Consider the following 17,939-nt stretch of genomic DNA (forward strand, 5'->3'; position numbering starts at 1 on the left):
TCCGGTCCCGTTGGGCCGTGCGGGGCCGTTGCCGCCGTTGCCCTCGCCCGTGGCAGAGGCCAGGGGCATGCCATCGGTGCCGGTCATGACGGGGCTGGCCGCCAGGCTGTCCTTCGCGAGGGTGCCACTGGCCACGGCATCACACGCCACAGCGCCGGACACACCGGTCATGGCGGGGGCCGCGGCAGAGCCGGCGACACGGGACGCAGGTCCCTCGGTTTCGACCAGGCGCATCGCGGGATGCGGTGCTGCGGGGTCTGGGGTCATGGAACGCGCGCGCTGCGCCGCGTTAGAAGACCCGTCTATGCTGTCGCCCATCTGTCCTTTCCGGTTGCAGGCCGTCCGTCGGCCGAAAATCTATATGGGGGCTAATATGGGTCAGCGATACCCATCTTGCCAAGTATTTCTGTTTCAAGGCCTTCCATCAGCTCGGCGTCGCCGTCGCGGATGTGGTCATAGCCCAGAAGATGCAGGATTCCGTGAACGACCAAATGGGTCACATGATCGGGAACTGTCTTGTCCGCCTCGGCGGCTTCGCGGGCGCAGGTGTCCCAGGAAATGGCGATGTCGCCCAGCTCCACGGCGCCAAAGGGGCCCTCTTCGGCCTCCTCGGGGGGCTCGGGCGCGGCCCCTTCCTCTTCGGCGGCCAGATCCTCGGCGGGCCAGGACAGCACGTTGGTGGGCGTGGGCTTGCCGCGGAACTCGGTGTTCAGGGTGGCGATGCGCGCGTCATCGCAGCCCATCACGCAGATCTCGTAACCCGCAGGGCCGATCCGCAGATGGCTCAGGACCGCCCGGGCGGCGGCCTCTGACAGCGCGTCCAGCCCGGCCTCGTCCCAGCGGGGATCCTCGATCACGCAATCGACGAGGGCGGGGCCCGAGGGGGCAGGGTCAGAGGGGGCAAGATCGGTCATGGGGCGCCCATACAGCAAGGCCGGGGCGCCGCCAATCCTTCTTGGCGGCGCGGCAGGCGGGATCGGCGGAGGGCGCAGGCCCGCCGCCTCAGCTTTCCTCGTCGGCCTCGTAGGCGCGGATGATCTTCGCCACCAGGGGATGGCGCACCACATCCTGGGCGGAGAAGTAGTTGAAGCTGATGTCGGGGATGGCCCCCAGCAGGCGTTCGGCATCGCGCAGGCCCGATTGCACCCCGCGCGGCAGGTCCACCTGGCTGCGGTCGCCGGTGATCACCATGCGCGACCCTTCGCCCAGGCGGGTCAGGAACATCTTCATCTGCATGGTCGTGGCGTTCTGCGCCTCGTCCAGCACCACGAAGGCATTGGCCAGGGTCCGGCCGCGCATGAAGGCCAGGGGCGCGATCTCGATCTTCTTGGCCTCGCGCAGCTTGCCCACGTCCTTGGCGCCCAGAAAGTCGTTCAGCGCGTCGTAAAGGGGCTGCATGTAGGGATCGACCTTTTCCTCCTGTGTGCCGGGCAGGAAGCCCAGCCGTTCGCCCGCCTCGACGGCGGGGCGGGTCAGGATGATCTTGTCGACGTGACCTTCGATGAAGTGGTTCACCGCCACGGCGACGGCCAGATAGGTTTTGCCCGTGCCCGCCGGGCCGATGCCGAAGGCCAGCTCGTGCTTGTAGAGGTTCTGCACATATTGCTTCTGCGCCTCGGTGCGCGGCTCGACCATCTTGCGGCGGGTCTTGATCTCGACCTCGCCGCCCCGGAACATCTCAAGCTGGTCACCGCCCTCGGCGGGCGACGCGGCATTGTCGGCGCCGGGTTCCCCCATGCGCAGCTCGCGGTCGATATCGGCCTGGGTGACCTCGCGGTTGGCCTCGAGCCGGGCATAGAGGGCGCGCAGCACGGTGACGGTCTGTTGCGGCGCGGGGGCCTCGCCATGGGCGACCAGGTGGTTGCCCCGGCGCAGGATCTGTGTGCCAAGCTGCTGTTCCAGATAGGCCAGGTTCCGGTCGTACTCGCCGCAAAGCTCGATCAGCAGCAGGTTGTCGGGAAATTCGACCGAGGCTTCGGACATTCCGGTGCCCTCCGAGGAGGAAGAGGTATTCGGGGTCAGCAGGCTTGTGGCCAAGTGGCGCTCCTTCAGATCGGGCCGGTGCGCGGCACCGGCGTGCCATGGGATCAGCGTGGCAGGGGCGGGGGCGAGGGGCAAGGGGGGAATGCACGCAGGCCCGGGCGGGAAACGAAAAATGCCGCAAGCGAAGGCTTGCGGCATTGCGATGTGGGGATGCGGGCCGAGGCGCGCAAGGCCTTAGGTGCCCGGTGCCTGGGTCGGATCGGGAATGCCGGAGCCGCGCTTGAATCCGCCGGTGGCGGTGTTGGGCGGTGCGGTGCCCGAGCAGACCGGCTTGCCGTATTTGTCCAGGCGCTGCGACAGATAGCCTTCGAGGCCGTCGTCGATGATCCAGTGGTCGCAGCCGTTGGGATCGACCCAGATGCCGGCCTTCAGGGTCGACAGGTGGTGCGAGTTGATGCCGTAGTCGACGCTTTTGTCGCCGGGCACGTTGCCCGGGTGACCACAGGCGGCCAGAGAGGCCAGCAGAAGAACGCCAGAGGCGGCTTTCACGATATGCATGTGGCTGGTCCCCTTCAGCGGATGCAGATGATTTCGACACGCCGGTTGGCGGCCATGCCGGTGGCGGTGGTGTTGGGCTGGGCGGGATAGCGTTCGCCGTAGCCGCGCACATCCGCGATCCGCGCGCCGACCGAAGCCGCAACCTGGGCCACGGCATTGGCGCGGTTCATCGACAGCTTCAGGTTATAGGCGTCGGACGCCCGGCTGTCGGTGTGACCGATGATGATGTAGGAAGTCGCGCCCGTCGAGGTGAAGAACTGCTGAAGGCGCTGCCGGTTGGCGGCGCTGATCGCATATTTGTCGGTGGCGAAGAACTGGTCGGTGGGCAGCACGCCGCAGACGTTCTGGCGGCGGCAGACCGGAATGCCCTGGCGGGTTACGTGGGGGGTCATATAGCCCTCGGCGCCGTCATCCATCACCCAGTGTTCGCAGCCGTCCGGGTCGACCCAGATCGTCGGCACATAGGGTTCATTCCAGCCCTTGCCCTGGGCCTGCGCCGTGCCGGTCATCCCGGTCATCAGCACCGCCAGCCCTAACGCTGTCGCCGACACCGCGGCCAGGCCGCGCCGGGCGAAATCCGCAAATTTCTTAACCACAACCAAAATCCTTTCCGTCCCCCAGGTCGATCCGCCTCGATCCGCCCCTGTCTCCTGTCCCGGAGGCCTGCGGTTCGGCAAACGAATGCGCTTGCACCTTGCCGCAGAAGGCAAGTCTTGTGAAGTCTCTTCGCCAGAGGGCCGGGCGATTATGGTTTTGAAGCCGCAGCTTGGCCCGAATTGGGACCAGTTGGCGCGCTGAAAGGGGTGCGGCCCGGGCCGCGCCTCAGGTCGGGCGGGATCAGACCAGGGTGCCCGCCAGCGAATTGGGCCCGGCCGAGGTGATGCGCACCCGGCGCAGGTCACCCGGTTGCAGCCCCGGGGCCTCGACGTGGACGGCGTGCAGATGGTCGGACTTGCCCACCATCTGGCCCGGATGGCGGCCGGGCTTTTCGAATAGCACGCCCACCTCTCGGCCCACCATGGCCTGCTGGAAGGCCTGTTGCTGCTCGTTCAGCAGCGCCTGAAGGGTGATCAGCCGCTCCGAGGCGACGGCGGGATCGACCTGGCCCTTGCGGTCCGCCGCCGGCGTGCCGGGGCGCGAGGAATACTTGAACGAGAAACAGGTGGCGTAGTTCACCCGCTCGACCAGATCCATGGTGTCGCGGAAATCGGCGTCACTCTCTTCGGGGAAGCCGACGATGAAATCCCCCGACAGGGCCAGATCAGGCCGGGCCTCGCGGATGCGGTCGATCAGCCGCATGTAGCTGTCGCGGGTGTGGCTGCGGTTCATCCGTTTCAGGATGCGGTCGCTGCCCGATTGCACCGGCAGGTGCAGGTAGGGCATCAGCTTGTCGCAATCGCCATGGGCGGCGATCAGGTCGTCTTCCATGTCGTTGGGGTGGCTGGTGGTAAAGCGGATCCGCTCCAGCCCGTCGATCTCGGCGAGCGTCCGGATCAGTCGGGCCAGGCCCCAGTCGCGGCCCCCGGGGCCCTCACCGTGGTAGGCGTTGACGTTCTGACCCAGCAGGGTGATCTCGCGCACCCCACGGTCCACGAGGTCGCGCGCCTCGGTCAGGACGCGATCGACCGGGCGGCTGACCTCGGCGCCTCGGGTGTAGGGCACGACGCAGAAGGCGCAGAACTTGTCGCAGCCCTCCTGCACGGTCAGAAAGGCGGTCGGGCCGCGCTTGGCCTTCGGGCGGCTCTTCAGCTTTTCGAACTTGTCTTCCTCGGGCATGTCGGTGTCGACCACCCGGGTGCCCTGACCGGCCTTCGCCTCCATCTCGGGCAGGCGGTGATAGCTTTGCGGGCCGACCACCATGTCGACCATCGGCTGGCGCTCCATGATCTCGCGGCCCTCGGCCTGGGCGACGCAGCCCGCCACGCCGATCTTCAGATCCGGCTTGGCGGCCTTCAGCCCCTTGAACCGGCCCAGCTCGGAGTAGACCTTCTCGGCGGCCTTTTCGCGGATGTGGCAGGTGTTCAGCAGGATCATGTCCGCCTCGTCGGGCGAGCTGACCTCGGTATAACCCGAGGGCCCCAGGGCTTCGGCCATGCGCTCGCTGTCGTAGACGTTCATCTGACAGCCGTAGGTCTTGATATAAAGCTTCTTGGGGCTGGACATGGGGCGCGGACCTTTGCAGGGACGGGGTCAGGGCGTGTCCCTACACCAGATGCGCGTGGTCTTGCAATCCGGGGGGTGTTGGGGCTTGCTGGCGGCAAGATGGACGGCCCCGCGGATTTCGGGGCGGAAAGGGTACGGCGGATGTATTTCAGCACCTTCGGAGAGTTCCTGCGCAGCGGCACCGACCTGCTGGCCAAGGGGCCGGTGGCGATGATCTTTGCCGAGGACGAGGTCGAGCTGGACACCACCCTGCGCCACCACCGCGACGCGGGCTTTGCCCAGGTGCTGCTGTTCGCCCCCGATGCCTTCGCCCTGCCGGACGACCTGAAGGACCTGCCGCGCATCGCCTATTCCATGGGGCACGACAACGCCCTGAGCCGGGTGGTCAACGCGGTCAGCGCCGCCGCGCCTCCGGGCACCTGGCTGTATTACTGCTACAATTCGGAATTCCTGTTCTACCCGTTCTGCGAAAACCGCACCGTGGGCGAGCTGCTGGCCTTCCACACCGAGGAACGGCGCGATGCCATGGTCAGCTATGTCATCGACCTGTATGCCGACGACTTGCAGGCCCATCCCCTGGCGGTGTCGATCGAACGGGCCCACCTGGACCGGGCGGGCTATTACGCCCTGGCGCGCAAGGATGCCTGGAACAACGACCTGGACCGGCAGCTGAACTTCTACGGCGGCCTGCGCTGGCGCTACGAGGAGCATATCCCCGAAGGGCGGCGCAAGATCGACCGGGTGTCGCTGTTCCGCGCCCGGCCCGACCTGGTGATGGGCGAGGACTATTTGTTCAACGTCCCCGAATACAACACCTATGCCTGCCCCTGGCACCACAACCTGACCGCCTGCATCTGTTCCTTCCGTACCGCCAAGGCGCTGAAGTCGAACCCCGGGTCGCGCTATGACATCGACGGGTTCACCTGGCACAATTCGGCGGCCTTCGAATGGCATTCGCGGCAATTGCTGGATCTGGGCCTGATGGAGCCGGGCCAGTGGTTCTAGGCCGGGCCTGGGCGCGCGGCCTAGGGTCCGTCCCCGCTCAGGCGGCGATCAGCTCGGCCCGGGCGACCTGGCGGATTGCCTGGGTCAGCGGCGCCAGCGCCGGGGCCATGATCCGCGACACCTGCCAGTAAAGCGGCGTATCCAGCACCGCGCCCGGGCGCAGCTGGCGCAAGCGGCCCTCGGCCAGGTCCTGGGCCAGCATGGGCTCGGGGTTCAGCCCCCAGCCCAGACCGGCCCGCATCGCCAGGGTGAAGGCCTCGGCCGAGGGCAGGCGATGGGCGGGCGGCACCGGCACCGGACCGGCGTGCTGTCGCAGCCAGCTGGCGGGCAGGGTGTCCTTTTCGTTGAACTGAAGGGTCGGCGCGCGTGACAGGGCGGGGCCGGTCACCCCGTCGGGGAAATGCCGCGCGATGAAGGCCGGGCTGGCGGCGGCGACATAGCGCAGCGCGCCCAGCGGATAGGCCTCGCAGCCGCGCAGCGCCTTGCCGTCCGAGGTGATCGCCGCCGAGACCTGCCCGTCGCGCAGCCAGCGGGCCGAATGCTCCTGGTCGTCGACCTCCAGCGCGAAGGTCGTGTCGGGCATCCGCGCCTGGGCCAGCGCCAGGGCCTGGGGCACCCAGGTGGCCAGGCTGTCGGCATTGACCGCGATGCGCACCCGCGCCGCCGAGGGTTCCAGCCCCAGGCGACGCAACGTCAGGGATTCCAGCTGGCCCACCTCTTCGGCGTGACGCGCCAGCTGGGCGCCCGCCGGGGTGGGGGTGGCGGGGGTGCCGCGATGTACCAGAACCGTGCCGATCCGCTCTTCCAGGGCGCGAAGTCGTTGCGAAACAGCCGGTTGCGTGATCCGCAGCTCTGCCGCCGCCAGGTCGAAGGACCCGTGGCGCAGAATGGCCGCCAGGGTGGCCAGTTGGGCGCGGTCGAGCTGCATAAGTTTTCCTAATGCGATCCTAACTTCATTTATTAGACTTACCCTTCGGTGGCGTCTAGGCCTTAAGGGTGTGTGTGTCAGTTGTGGGGGAACTGATGGGCGCGTCATTCTGGGCGGGACTTGGCCTCGGCCTGTCACTGATCGTGGCAATCGGGGCCCAGAACGCCTTCGTGTTGCGCCAGGGTTTACTTAGGCAGCATGTGCTGCCGGTCGTCGCGTTCTGTGCCGTATCCGATGCTGTTTTGATTGTTGCGGGTGTGTACGGGTTCGGAACTTTGGGCGCGACGGCTCCCTGGGCAACTGACCTCCTTCGCTATGGCGGTGCCGCCTTCCTGCTGGCCTACGGCGCCCTGGCGCTGCGCAAGGCCTGGCGCGGCGGCGGCGCGTTGCACTCCGAGGATCAACCCGCCCCACCCCTGTACCGCAGCCTGGCGATCTGTGCCGCGCTGACCTGGGGCAATCCGCATGTCTATCTCGATACGCTGGTCCTGATGGGCGCGGTCTCGGCCGGCTTTGCCAGTCGGGCCAGCTTTGCCGGGGGCGCGGTCACCGCGTCCTTCCTGTTCTTCTTCTCGCTTGGCTTTGGCGCCCGCTTCCTGGCGCCGCTGTTTCGCCGCCCTGTCGCCTGGCGGGTGCTGGATCTGGGCGTGGCGCTGATCATGTGGACGGTGGCGGCGGGGCTGTTGCGGGGCTGATCCCCGCGCCTCTGATCTGGGGGCAAGGCCTCCACACGGCCCGGCACGGCCCTTGCCACGGGGGCGCAGCTTGCCTATGCCGGAAAGCATGACAGAAGCACGCAATTCCCGCCCCCTCGTCGCCATCGGCTGGATGCTGATCACCGGGATCTTCTTCGTGGCGGTCAATGCCCTGGTCAAGTCGCTGGGCCCCACGATCCCGGCCGCCGAGGGTGCCTTTCTGCGCTTCGTCATGGGGCTGGGGCTGATGGCGCCGGTGCTGCCGCGCCTGCTCCGCCTGCGGCTGGACCGGGCCACCTGGGGGCTGGTGGCGTTGCGCGGTCTGTTGCACAGCGGCGGCGTGGCGTTGTGGTTCTTCGCCATGGCGCGGATCCCGATCGCCGATGTGACCGCGCTGAACTATCTGAACCCGATCCTGATCACCGTCGGCGCGGCGCTTTTCTTAGGGGAAACCCTGGCCTTTCGCCGCATCGCCGCCGTGCTGGTGGCCCTGGCGGGCGCGCTGATCATCCTGCGCCCCGGCCTGCGCGAGATCTCGACCGGGCATCTGGCGATGCTGGGCACCGCCGTCCTCTTTGCCGGGTCCTACCTGATCAGCAAGCGCCTGACCGACCGGATCGAACCGGTGCTGGTGGTGGCGCTGATGTCGCTGACCGTCTCGATCGGCCTGACCCCCCTGGCTCTGCCGGTCTGGGTGATGCCCAGCCTGGGCCAGTTGGCGATTCTGTTGGGCGTGGCCTTGGCGGCGACGGCGGGACATTACTGCATGACCCGCGCCTTCCAGGTGGCACCGATGACGGTGACCCAGCCGGTGACCTTCCTGCAACTGGTCTGGGCCGTCTTGCTGGGCGCCCTGGCCTTCGGCGAACCGCCCGATCCTTACGTCATCCTGGGCGGCGCGCTGATCCTCGGCGCGGTCAGCTTCATCACCTGGCGCGAGGCCCAGCTGAAGCGCCGCACCATCACCCCGCCGGTGGAAGCAACCAAGTTGTAAGGTGCCCGACGCTAAGGTATGGAGCGCCGCGCACCCGGGGCGATTTGATCCCTGTCAAAGTCGAGACGGGGAATCATCATTAGACCTGTGCTCCAGGAAACGAAGCGAAAGGATCGCCACTATGTCGCACACCCCGCACACGCTCGATCAGGAATTCCCGGAATTCGTGGAAACCATCGACGCGCTGAAAGCGTCGGACGCGCATTTTGCCAAACTGGCAGACGATTACCACGAGGTGAACCGCCAGGTGCACCGTATGGAAACCAACGTGGAACCCGCCGAAGATCTGGCCATCGTCGAGGCCCGCAAGAAGCGCGGCCTGCTGAAGGACGAGATCTTTGCCGCCCTGAAGGCCGCACAGACCGCCGAGTAAGCCTGGACCCCAGGTTTGAGACAAAGACAGACGGGCGCCCGGGCGCCCGTTTTGCTTTTCCGGCCCCTTTCCGCGCGGGGCAGGGGCGGCCTAGCCCACCTCGTAGGGCAGGGTGCCGCGATGGTTGCTGTCGATGGTCAGCCGCCGTTCCAGCGGCGGGACCGAGCGTTGGTGACAGTTTTCGCGCTCGCAGATGCGGCAGGAAATGCCGATCGGCTCGAACGCCTGGGGGCTGGCCAGGTCCAGCCCGTCCGCATAGACCAGCTTGTCCGCATGGGCGACCTCGCAGCCCAGCGAGATGGCATAGCGCCGCCGCGGCGCCCCCCAGCGACCGCCCGATTTCGACACGTCCCGCGACAGCGAGACATAGCGCACCCCGTCGGGGGTTTCCGCCAGCTGGCGCAGGAACTGGCCCGGCGTTTCAAACGCGCGGTGCACGTTCCACAGCGGGCAGGCGCCGCCGTAACGCGCGAATTGCAGCCGCGTCGCCGAATGGCGCTTGGTGATCGTGCCCGCCTGGTCGACCCGGACAAAGAAGAAGGGGATGCCCTTGGCGCCGGGGCGTTGCAGGGTCGACAGCCGGTGCGCCACCTGCTCGATCGAGGCGCCAAAGCGCATGGCCAGCACCTCCAGGTCATGGCGGGTGTCCTGGGCCGCGGCCAGGAAGCGGCCATAGGGCATCTGCGCGGCCCCGGCAAAATAGTTGGCCAGCCCGATCTTGGCGATGGATCGCGCCGTGGGGGTCTGGAAGCGGGCCAGGTCCAGGGTCGCCTCCAGCAGCTTGTCCTGCTCCAGCAGGGCAACCTGTAGCAACAGCTGGAAGGTCTGGGTTTCCGGGTCGGCGCGCAGCGACAGGGTCAGCTCCTTGCGCTCTGGGTCGTAGCGGCGCAGCTCGGCCACATCGTCGAATTTCACCCGCACCCCCAGATTGCCCAGGGCCGAAACGGCGCGGACGCGAATGTTGTTCTCGTTGCGGACGGGGGTGGCGAAACGTTCGGCGGCGCGGTCGACCGCGTCGATGTAGTTGTCGCAATAGTGGAAGAAATCGCGCACCTCGTCCCAAGGCGAGGGGGCGGCGCGGCTGTCGTCACGGCCAAGCGCCTCATCCAGCGAGGCCAGGCGTTCGTGGGTCTGCCGGTAGGCGCGGTGCAGATGCAGGAAGGCGCGGGCGAGCGCGGGGGCATTGGCCGCGGTCAGCCGCAGATCGGCCAGGGGTGGGGCCATGTCGGCCAGCACCGGATCCGCCATCGCCTCTCGCATGTCCGACACCAGCCGCTCGCTGTCGCCGGTCGAAAGCTCGGTCACGTCAAAGCCGAATTCCTGCGCCAGGGACAAGACAACCGAGGTCGAGACGGGGCGGTTGTTGTTCTCCATCTGGTTCAGATAGGGCAGGGAAATCCCCAGCTTGGCCGCGAAATCCTTCTGCGTCAGCCCCAGTTTCTGCCGTGTTTCCCGGAGCTTGGCCCCGGCATAGAGCTTTTGTGCGGACATCCCTACCCCCTGGCGCGCGCCGCGCAGGACGCGGCTTTGCAGTTTAGCCTCTGGCGAAGGCTAACTTTGCAAAGGGTGGTTAACAAGCCGTAACGGCGGGCCGGGGGTCAGACCATCCCGAGGCGCTTTTCGCGGCGCATCACCAGGGTGATGAAGCCGATCGAGGTCACGCCGCAGGCCAGCATCAGCCAGATCAGCGGGAAAGAGCCGGTGCCCGGCCCCAGCAAAGAGCCCGCCAGCGCCGAGAGCGCCGCGCCACCGCCGATCATCATCGCCCCGCCCAGGCCCGAGGCCGTGCCCGCCAGATGCGGGCGCACCGACAGCATCCCGGCATTGGCGCAGGGGATGGTCATGCCGCTGCCGAAGCCGACAAAGGCCATGGCGCCGAAGAAGACGTATTCGCCGCCGATCCCCGCATAGGCGCACAGCAGCGAGAACAGCATGCCGCCCGACACGATCAGGCAGCCCGCCATGATCATCCGGTTGGTGCCGATTCGCGCCGCCTGCTGGCCGGTGAACCAGTTGCCCAGGAAATAGCCCACGCCCGAGAAGGCGTTGAAGATGCCGAACTGGGTCGGCGTTAGTCCGAAGACAGAGGTGGCGACGAAGGGCGCCCCGCCGATATAGGCGAAGAAGGCGCCGGAACAGGTCGCGGCGGCCATGGAATAGCCCCAGAAGCGCGGCGATTTCAGCAGCTCGGGATACTCGGCGAACTGCCGCAGCACCGACAGGTCCGAAGGTTTCGCGGTTTCGCCCAGATCGTAGAACGTCAGCACGAAGATGGCGAAGCCGCAGGAGAAGAGCAGCCAGAAGGAGGATTTCCAGCCGAAAAGCTCGTCCAGCACGCCGCCCAGCACAGGGGCGAACATCGGCACCATGGACATCCCCATGGTGACATAGCCCATGGCGGCGGCGGCCCGGTCCGGGGTGTTGACGTCGCGCACGATGGCCCGCGACAGCACCATGCCCCCGGCCACCGTCGCCTGAAGTAGGCGGAAGATCATGAAGACCGTGAAGTTCGGCGCCAGCAGACAGCCCAGGGTCGCCACCAGGAAGATCCCCAGCCCCCACAGCAACAGCGGCCGCCGCCCGTAGCGGTCGGCCAGCGGGCCGATGAAAATCTGCAAGAAGCCGCTGACCGCCAGGTAGCCCGCCACGGAAAGCTGTACCAGCTTGTAATCAATGGCAAAATGATCTGCTATGCGGGGCAGGGACGGCAGGAAGACGTTCATCGTCATCGCCCCGATCCCGGCCAGCAGGATCAGCGTCGTCATATTGGGCGGCGTGGTCCGGTCCAGGAACCGGCGAGGCTGTTGCGGTGTCATGCAGATCTGCTAGTCGCGTGTCGGCGTCATGTCCATGTGCCTTGCATGTTATTTGCTGATTTGCAATTTGCAGCGACCCTTTTGGCAAGACTTTGCAAATTTGCCCCTTTTTCCTTTTTGCGCGCCCGCCGCCGCCTTATGGTCGGGCCGAGGCTGCCCGTGGCAGAGCCGCGCACCCGGTCCGGGGCGTGGCCGGATCCGGGTGCAATGGCGCTGTCGGGCGGGTCGCAACCCCCGGGGCCCCGTGAGGGAAGGAGATCGCGATGAAGGACATCCTGCAAGAGCTGAACGAGCGCCGGGAGACCGCGCGACTGGGCGGTGGCGAACGGCGCATCGAGGCGCAGCACGCCAAGGGCAAGCTGACGGCGCGCGAGCGGATCGAGCTGCTGCTGGACGCGGACAGTTTCGAGGAATTCGACATGTTCGTCGCGCATCGCTGCACCGATTTCGGCATGGAGAAACAGCGCCCCTATGGCGACGGCGTGGTCACCGGCTGGGGCACGATTAACGGCCGCATGGTCTATGTCTTCTCTCAGGACTTCACGGTCTTCGGTGGGTCGCTGTCGGAAACCCACGCCCAGAAGATCTGCAAGATCATGGATATGGCGGTGCAGAACGGCGCCCCGGTGATCGGGCTGAACGATTCGGGCGGCGCACGGATCCAGGAGGGGGTGGCCAGCCTCGCGGGCTATGCCGACGTGTTCCAGCGCAACATCATGGCCTCGGGCGTGGTGCCGCAGATCAGCGTGATCATGGGCCCCTGTGCCGGTGGCGCGGTCTACAGCCCCGCGATGACCGACTTCATCTTCATGGTGAAGGACAGCAGCTATATGTTCGTCACCGGCCCTGATGTGGTGAAGACGGTGACCAACGAGGTGGTGACCGCCGAGGAACTGGGCGGCGCCAGTACCCACACCAAGAAATCCAGCGTCGCCGATGGCGCGTTTGAGAATGACGTCGAGGCCCTGGCCGAGGTGCGCCGCCTGGTCGACTTCCTGCCGCTGAACAACCGCGAGAAGCCGCCCGTGCGGCCCTTCTTCGACGATGTCGACCGGATCGAGAATAGCCTGGATACGCTGATCCCCGACAATGCCAACAGCCCCTACGACATGAAGGAACTGATCCTGAAGGTCGCGGACGAGGGCGATTTCTACGAGATCCAGGAAGACTACGCCAAGAACATCATCACCGGCTTCATCCGCCTTGAGGGGCAGACGGTGGGCGTGGTGGCGAACCAGCCGATGGTGCTGGCGGGCTGCCTGGACATCGACAGCTCGCGCAAGGCGGCACGTTTCGTGCGCTTCTGCGATGCCTTCGAGATCCCGATCCTGACCTTCGTCGATGTGCCGGGCTTCCTGCCGGGCACCGGCCAGGAATATGGCGGCGTGATCAAGCATGGGGCCAAGCTGCTGTTTGCCTATGGCGAGGCGACGGTGCCCAAGGTCACGGTGATCACCCGCAAGGCCTATGGCGGCGCCTATGACGTGATGGCGTCCAAGCACCTGCGCGGCGACTTCAACTATGCCTGGCCCACGGCCGAGATCGCTGTGATGGGCGCCAAGGGCGCGACCGAGATCATCCATCGCGCCGACCTGGGCGACGCCGAGAAGATCGCGCAGCACACCAAGGATTACGAAGACCGCTTCGCCAATCCCTTTGTTGCCGCCGAACGGGGCTTCATCGACGAGGTGATCCAGCCGAAGTCGACGCGCAAGCGTGTGGCCCGCGCCTTCGCGAGCCTGCGCGGCAAGAAGCTGCAAAATCCCTGGAAGAAGCACGACAACATCCCGCTCTAAGCGGGGTCTTGCGGCGCCCGGAGGAGGGGAGATGGCGAAGGCTGGCTGGCACAGGCTGAGGGAGGAGGACGCGGTCACCATCGCGCGCCGCCTGCCCGTGCGCTTCGACCTGGCGGTCGAGGCCCGGTTGCCCTGTGCCCGCCCGGTCAGCCTGACCCGGGTGGCCCATCAGGTGCGCCAGGACATGTGGCGCCGCCTGCAAGGGCTGCGCGGCTTCAGCCCGGCGGTCGAGGTGCGCCAGGAGGCGGGGCATCTGACCATCCGCGCCGGGGGCACCGTGGCCGGGGCCCTGCCCGCAACGGCCCGCGACACGCTGGCTGAGCTGCTGGACAGCCCCACCCACCGGGCCCGCTGGCTGGCCCATGCGGGGAGGCGCGCCGATGGCTGATTTCCGCCGAACCCCGCGCCGGACCGCCCCGGGAAAGCCCTATCACCTGCGCCGCCAACCCCTTGGGAACACGCCGGATCTTGGGCCCCGGACCGGGCCCGCACAAGATGTTGCGGCGCCGCCCCGCCGGGCGTATCAGCCTGAGCTTTTCAGAGCACAGGGAAGGCCCGTGACCGCATCCAGATATGAAATCCGCCCTGACTGGGCTATGATTCCGCAAGGCCGCAATTCCGCGGCCGCAGCACCCGGGGTCGCCCGCGGAGGGTCCGAAGGCCCCCGTGACCCCATGAGGCAAGACAGGAGTCACCCATGTCCAAGAGCATCCAGTTCATCCTGGCCGCCAGCTTCGTCGCTGGCCTGGCCGCCTGTTCCAAGCCGGCCAACGACGACTACGTCGTGGTCGCGCCCGAGCCGATTTCGGCTGAACCGGTCTACACCGGCAAGTACAAGTAACGCCTACGACCCTTCCGGGGGGCGGGATCTTTCCGCCCTCCGGTCCGGGACCCGCCGCCTGTCGGTGCCGTCCCACCCCCCGGTCTGGCCCGTGCACCAGTTTTCTTCGGAAAACTTTGAACCTCTCCCCCGCGGCGTCCGTCACACGTTTGCAAATTGGAGGTTCATCACATGCAAACACGCCGAATTCCTGTTCTCACCGCCGGGCTTCTCTGCCTCGGTCTTGTCGCGGCCTGCGCGCCGCAACCTGCGCCGCAGCCCATGCTGTCGCCGCAGCCCAGCTTCAACAAGCTTGGCCAGCTTCAGGATTGCGGCGCGGGCTACATGGTGCGCGGTCAGCAATGCCTGCCCTACGAGCCCGAGCGCCCGGGCGACGAGTGCACCGACCCGACCAACGGGCGCGAAGTGCCCTGTCCGCCGACCTGGCGCGACCCCGATCCCGACCGTGACCCCGATCCGGGCCGCGATCCCAGCGGGGATCCGGGCCGTGGCCCCGATCCGACCGGCGGCCTGCCTGATCCGCAGTAACGGCGGAACCGCGGGCGCCTGCCCGTCTCATATCCCTGTTCTTCCGGCGGCGCCCCTGGCCCCCGCCACAACCGCCGGGAGGGCTTTCACATGCTGAAGCACCGCGGCTTCCCGGGCCGTCTGCCGGGTTCCGATTTCCAGTTCACCATCCGCCGCGCCAACCCCAAGGGGGTCACGCCGATCACCCGGCGCGAGCGTTATCGCGACCGTCGCGCCCCGGACAGGCGCGCCGACGAGGCCTTCATGCGCGCCCTGTGGGAGCATTTCGGCGATCAGCCCTTCGAGCGCGGCAACCTGGATGCCGGGCGGCTGAGCTGGCTGTTCGGGCGCGAGGTGCTGCCCGCCGAAGAACCCTTCGACCCCGAAAGCTATGACGCGCTGCTGGTGATCGACGAGGCCGCCGCGCGCACCGCCTTCCCTGGCGCCTTCGACGAGGAGGATTGGGCGTGATCTTGCCGCTGCCCTCCGGATTTCAGCGGGTTTCGGCCCAGGCTGCGCGGGGCCGCGCAGGGGTCTTTGCCATGCGGGCAAAGACGGGCAGCATCCGTCTTGCTGCCGCTTCGGTTCCCCAATCCGGCGTGGTGGCGTGTCAATACCGTTACCCTTCCCCTGACGGGCGGCCGTTTGTCCCCAATCCTCGGCCGCCCGTTTTTTCCGGTTCCGAACTTACCTCGGTCGCATGGCGGACCCTGTCCGACGGGCTTTGCCAGCCGTCTCAGGACGATGTCGCCGGGCAGGGTCTGATGGATCGGTGCGGTATTGACACCGACGTAGGGGAACCTTTCTTCTTTCCTCGCGTTATGTTCCGCAGGAACACTCTTATCGAAGGTAAAATCTCATGCTCAAGAAATCCTGGATCCTTGCCGGTGTCCTTTGTGCCGGTCTTGCCGCCTGTGGCGACACCATGGGTGAACAGGCCCTCATCGGCGGCGCGGCCGGCGTGGGCGCGGCCGCTGTCACCGGCGGCAACGCAGGCACCGGCGCCCTGGTCGGCGCAGCCGGCAACGTCGCCTATTGCCAGGCAAACCCGCGCGCCTGCCGCTAAGGCACGGGCCGCACGTCTTGCGCGGGCCCAGTCCCGCGCAGACCTGATTTCGACACTTTCTCGCCCTCCGGCTGCGGTGCTCCGCGGCCGGGGGGCTTTTTCATGCGCCGCCTCCGCTTCAGGGGCGGCCCGCACAGACCAATGACCTCGGGGAAGGACCAGATATGTTCCAGAAGATCCTGATTGCCAACCGGGGCGAGATCGCCTGCCGCGTCATCAAGACCGCGCGCAAGATGGGTATCGCCACCGTCGCCATCTATTCGGATGCCGACCGGCACGCGCTGCATGTGGCCATGGCGGACGAGGCGGTGCATATCGGCCCGCCCCCGGCGAACCAGTCCTATATCGTCATCGACAAGGTGATGCAGGCGATCCGCGACACCGGCGCCCAGGCGGTGCACCCGGGCTACGGCTTCCTTTCCGAGAACCCCAAGTTCGCCCAGGCGCTTGAGGCCGAGGGCGTGGCCTTCGTCGGCCCGCCCGTGGGCGCGATCGAGGCCATGGGCGACAAGATCACCTCGAAGAAGATCGCCCAGGAGGCCGGGGTTTCCACCGTGCCCGGCTACATGGGTCTGATCGAGGATGCGGACGAGGCGGTGAAGATCTCGGGCGAGATCGGCTACCCGGTGATGATCAAGGCCTCTGCCGGTGGCGGCGGCAAGGGGATGCGCATCGCCTGGAACGACGAAGAGGCGCGCGAGGGCTTCCAGTCGTCCAAGAACGAGGCCGCCAACAGCTTTGGCGACGACCGGATCTTCATCGAGAAGTTCGTGACGCAGCCGCGCCATATCGAGATCCAGGTGCTCTGCGACAGCCACGGCAACGGCATCTACCTGGGCGAGCGCGAATGCTCGATCCAGCGCCGCAACCAGAAGGTCGTCGAAGAGGCGCCCTCGCCCTTCCTGGACGAAGAGACCCGCCGCGCCATGGGCGAACAGGCCGTGGCCCTGGCCAAGGCCGTGGGCTATGCCAGCGCGGGCACGGTGGAATTCATCGTCGACGGGGCGAAGAACTTCTACTTCCTGGAAATGAACACCCGCCTTCAGGTGGAACACCCGGTGACCGAGCTGATCACCGGCGTCGACCTGGTGGAACAGATGATCCGCGTCGCCAATGGCGAGCCGCTGACGATCACCCAGGACGATGTGAAGCTGACCGGCTGGGCCATCGAGAACCGTCTCTATGCCGAGGATCCCTATCGCAACTTCCTGCCCTCCATCGGCCGTCTGACCCGCTACAACCCGCCCGCCGAGGTGGCCGCAGGGCCCCTGCTGGAGAACGGCAAATGGCAGGGCGAGGCGCCCTCGGGCTCCATGGCCGTGCGCAACGACACCGGCGTCTTCGACGGTGGCGAAATCTCGATGTACTATGACCCGATGATCGCCAAGCTGTGCACCTGGGCGCCGACCCGGGCCGAGGCGATCGAGGCCATGCGCGTGGCCCTGGACAGCTTCGAGGTGGAGGGCATCGGGCATAACCTGCCGTTCCTCTCGGCGGTCATGGATCACGAGATCTTCGTCAAGGGCGAGATGACCACCGCTTTTATCGCCGAGCAATACCCCGAGGGCTTTGACGGCGTCGAACTGGCCGAGGGCGAGCTGCGCCGCATCGCCGCCGCCTGTGCCGCCATGCACCGGGTGGCCGAGATCCGCCGCGCCCGCATCTCGGGCCGGATGAGCAACCACGAACGCGTGGTGGGCCGCGACTGGGTTGCCTCGCTTCAGGGCCAGGACTACCCGGTGACCATCGAGGCCGACCGTGACGGCGCCGATGTGACCTTCGCCGATGGCGCCGCGCTGCGGGTCGAGGGCGCCTGGACCCCGGGCGACACCCTGGCGCGGATGACCGTGGACGGCCGTCCGCTGGTGCTGAAGGTCGACAAGATCTCGGGCGGGTTCCGCATCCGCAACCGCGGCGCCGACCTGAAGGTCCATGTGCGCAACCCGCGCCAGGCGGAACTGGCGCGGCTGATGCCCGAGAAACTGCCGCCCGACACCTCGAAACTGCTGCTTTGCCCGATGCCGGGCCTGGTGGTGAAGGTCGATGTGGAAGAGGGCCAGGAAGTGCAGGAGGGCCAGGCCCTGTGCACCATCGAGGCCATGAAGATGGAGAACATCCTGCGCGCCGAGAAAAAGGCCGTGGTGACCAAGATCAACGCGGGCGCAGGCGACAGCCTGGCCGTGGACGATGTGATCATGGAGTTCGAATGAGGGG

19 protein-coding genes are annotated in these 17,939 nt (G+C 67.0%); 11 read left to right on the plus strand and 8 right to left on the minus strand.

The features are described from left to right. Positions 1–368: 368 nt before the first annotated feature. The 5 genes from ybeY to miaB form a co-directional block, all read right to left on the minus strand. Positions 369–914 (minus strand): rRNA maturation RNase YbeY, encoded by a 546-nt coding sequence (gene ybeY, locus ACRARE_RS10195; protein ID WP_432656330.1) that lies wholly within the window; start codon positions 912–914, stop codon positions 369–371. A gap of 88 nt (positions 915–1,002) precedes the next feature. Continuing rightward, on the minus strand, positions 1,003–2,037 hold the full coding sequence (locus ACRARE_RS10200; protein WP_432656331.1) for a PhoH family protein: 1,035 nt from the start codon (positions 2,035–2,037) through the stop codon (positions 1,003–1,005). Positions 2,038–2,217: 180 nt separating this feature from the next. Next, positions 2,218–2,541: a hypothetical protein gene (locus ACRARE_RS10205; RefSeq protein WP_222479909.1), complete on the minus strand. Its 324-nt coding sequence runs from the start codon at positions 2,539–2,541 to the stop codon at positions 2,218–2,220. Positions 2,542–2,555: 14 nt separating this feature from the next. Further along, a complete protein-coding gene (locus ACRARE_RS10210) occupies positions 2,556–3,059 on the minus strand; it encodes an OmpA family protein (RefSeq protein ID WP_432656766.1) in 504 nt (167 codons plus the stop codon). A gap of 319 nt (positions 3,060–3,378) precedes the next feature. Next, positions 3,379–4,704, minus strand: a complete 1,326-nt coding sequence (gene miaB / locus ACRARE_RS10215) for a tRNA (N6-isopentenyl adenosine(37)-C2)-methylthiotransferase MiaB (RefSeq protein WP_432656332.1) — start codon at positions 4,702–4,704, stop codon at positions 3,379–3,381. A gap of 141 nt (positions 4,705–4,845) precedes the next feature. On the opposite strand from miaB, the gene ACRARE_RS10220 reads away from it, so the two are divergent. Continuing rightward, complete coding sequence (locus ACRARE_RS10220) at positions 4,846–5,709, plus strand: glycosyltransferase family protein (protein WP_432656333.1); 864 nt, start codon at positions 4,846–4,848, stop codon at positions 5,707–5,709. Between the two features lie 37 nt (positions 5,710–5,746). Here ACRARE_RS10220 and ACRARE_RS10225 read toward each other — a convergent pair whose 3' ends face one another. Further along, complete coding sequence (locus ACRARE_RS10225; protein WP_432656334.1) at positions 5,747–6,637, minus strand: LysR family transcriptional regulator ArgP; 891 nt, start codon at positions 6,635–6,637, stop codon at positions 5,747–5,749. Between the two features lie 95 nt (positions 6,638–6,732). Here ACRARE_RS10225 and ACRARE_RS10230 point away from each other — a divergent pair, with 95 nt between their 5' ends. The 3 genes from ACRARE_RS10230 to ACRARE_RS10240 all read left to right on the plus strand — a co-directional run bounded on the left by ACRARE_RS10230 (position 6,733) and on the right by ACRARE_RS10240 (position 8,699). Beyond that, positions 6,733–7,332: a LysE/ArgO family amino acid transporter gene (locus ACRARE_RS10230; protein ID WP_432656335.1), complete on the plus strand. Its 600-nt coding sequence runs from the start codon at positions 6,733–6,735 to the stop codon at positions 7,330–7,332. Between the two features lie 88 nt (positions 7,333–7,420). Further along, the gene (locus ACRARE_RS10235; protein ID WP_432656336.1) at positions 7,421–8,326 is read left to right on the plus strand and encodes a DMT family transporter; all 906 of its coding nucleotides are present in this window, start codon (positions 7,421–7,423) and stop codon (positions 8,324–8,326) included. A 121-nt stretch (positions 8,327–8,447) separates the two neighbouring features. After that, positions 8,448–8,699, plus strand: coding sequence for an HP1242/YdcH family protein (locus ACRARE_RS10240; protein WP_432656337.1), 252 nt, complete (start codon positions 8,448–8,450; stop codon positions 8,697–8,699). A gap of 90 nt (positions 8,700–8,789) precedes the next feature. Here the strand turns inward: ACRARE_RS10240 and ACRARE_RS10245 are convergent, their stop codons facing one another. Together ACRARE_RS10245 and ACRARE_RS10250 are read right to left on the minus strand one after the other, a co-directional pair. Beyond that, positions 8,790–10,190, minus strand: a complete 1,401-nt coding sequence (locus ACRARE_RS10245) for a helix-turn-helix domain-containing protein (protein ID WP_432656338.1) — start codon at positions 10,188–10,190, stop codon at positions 8,790–8,792. Positions 10,191–10,297: 107 nt separating this feature from the next. Next, a complete protein-coding gene (locus tag ACRARE_RS10250; protein WP_432656339.1) occupies positions 10,298–11,515 on the minus strand; it encodes a multidrug effflux MFS transporter in 1,218 nt (405 codons plus the stop codon). A gap of 263 nt (positions 11,516–11,778) precedes the next feature. Here ACRARE_RS10250 and ACRARE_RS10255 point away from each other — a divergent pair, with 263 nt between their 5' ends. The 7 genes from ACRARE_RS10255 to ACRARE_RS10285 all read left to right on the plus strand — a co-directional run bounded on the left by ACRARE_RS10255 (position 11,779) and on the right by ACRARE_RS10285 (position 17,935). Next, positions 11,779–13,311 (plus strand): acyl-CoA carboxylase subunit beta, encoded by a 1,533-nt coding sequence (locus ACRARE_RS10255; protein ID WP_432656340.1) that lies wholly within the window; start codon positions 11,779–11,781, stop codon positions 13,309–13,311. A 31-nt stretch (positions 13,312–13,342) separates the two neighbouring features. Further along, positions 13,343–13,699 carry a hypothetical protein gene (locus ACRARE_RS10260; RefSeq protein ID WP_432656341.1) on the plus strand — a complete coding sequence of 119 codons (357 nt, stop codon included), beginning with the start codon at positions 13,343–13,345 and terminating at the stop codon, positions 13,697–13,699. A gap of 309 nt (positions 13,700–14,008) precedes the next feature. Further along, a complete protein-coding gene (locus ACRARE_RS10265; protein WP_432656342.1) occupies positions 14,009–14,152 on the plus strand; it encodes a hypothetical protein in 144 nt (47 codons plus the stop codon). A 171-nt stretch (positions 14,153–14,323) separates the two neighbouring features. Next, positions 14,324–14,680, plus strand: a complete 357-nt coding sequence (locus tag ACRARE_RS10270) for a hypothetical protein (RefSeq protein WP_432656343.1) — start codon at positions 14,324–14,326, stop codon at positions 14,678–14,680. Positions 14,681–14,770: 90 nt separating this feature from the next. After that, positions 14,771–15,130, plus strand: a complete 360-nt coding sequence (locus ACRARE_RS10275) for a hypothetical protein (RefSeq protein ID WP_432656344.1) — start codon at positions 14,771–14,773, stop codon at positions 15,128–15,130. 388 nt (positions 15,131–15,518) lie between these two features. After that, a complete protein-coding gene (locus ACRARE_RS10280; protein WP_432656345.1) occupies positions 15,519–15,725 on the plus strand; it encodes a hypothetical protein in 207 nt (68 codons plus the stop codon). A 164-nt stretch (positions 15,726–15,889) separates the two neighbouring features. Next, positions 15,890–17,935 carry an ATP-binding protein gene (locus tag ACRARE_RS10285; protein WP_432656346.1) on the plus strand — a complete coding sequence of 682 codons (2,046 nt, stop codon included), beginning with the start codon at positions 15,890–15,892 and terminating at the stop codon, positions 17,933–17,935. Positions 17,936–17,939: the final 4 nt, after the last annotated feature.

It is taken from the genome of Pseudooceanicola aquaeponti (assembly GCF_050897975.1).
Taxonomy (GTDB): domain Bacteria; phylum Pseudomonadota; class Alphaproteobacteria; order Rhodobacterales; family Rhodobacteraceae; genus Pseudooceanicola.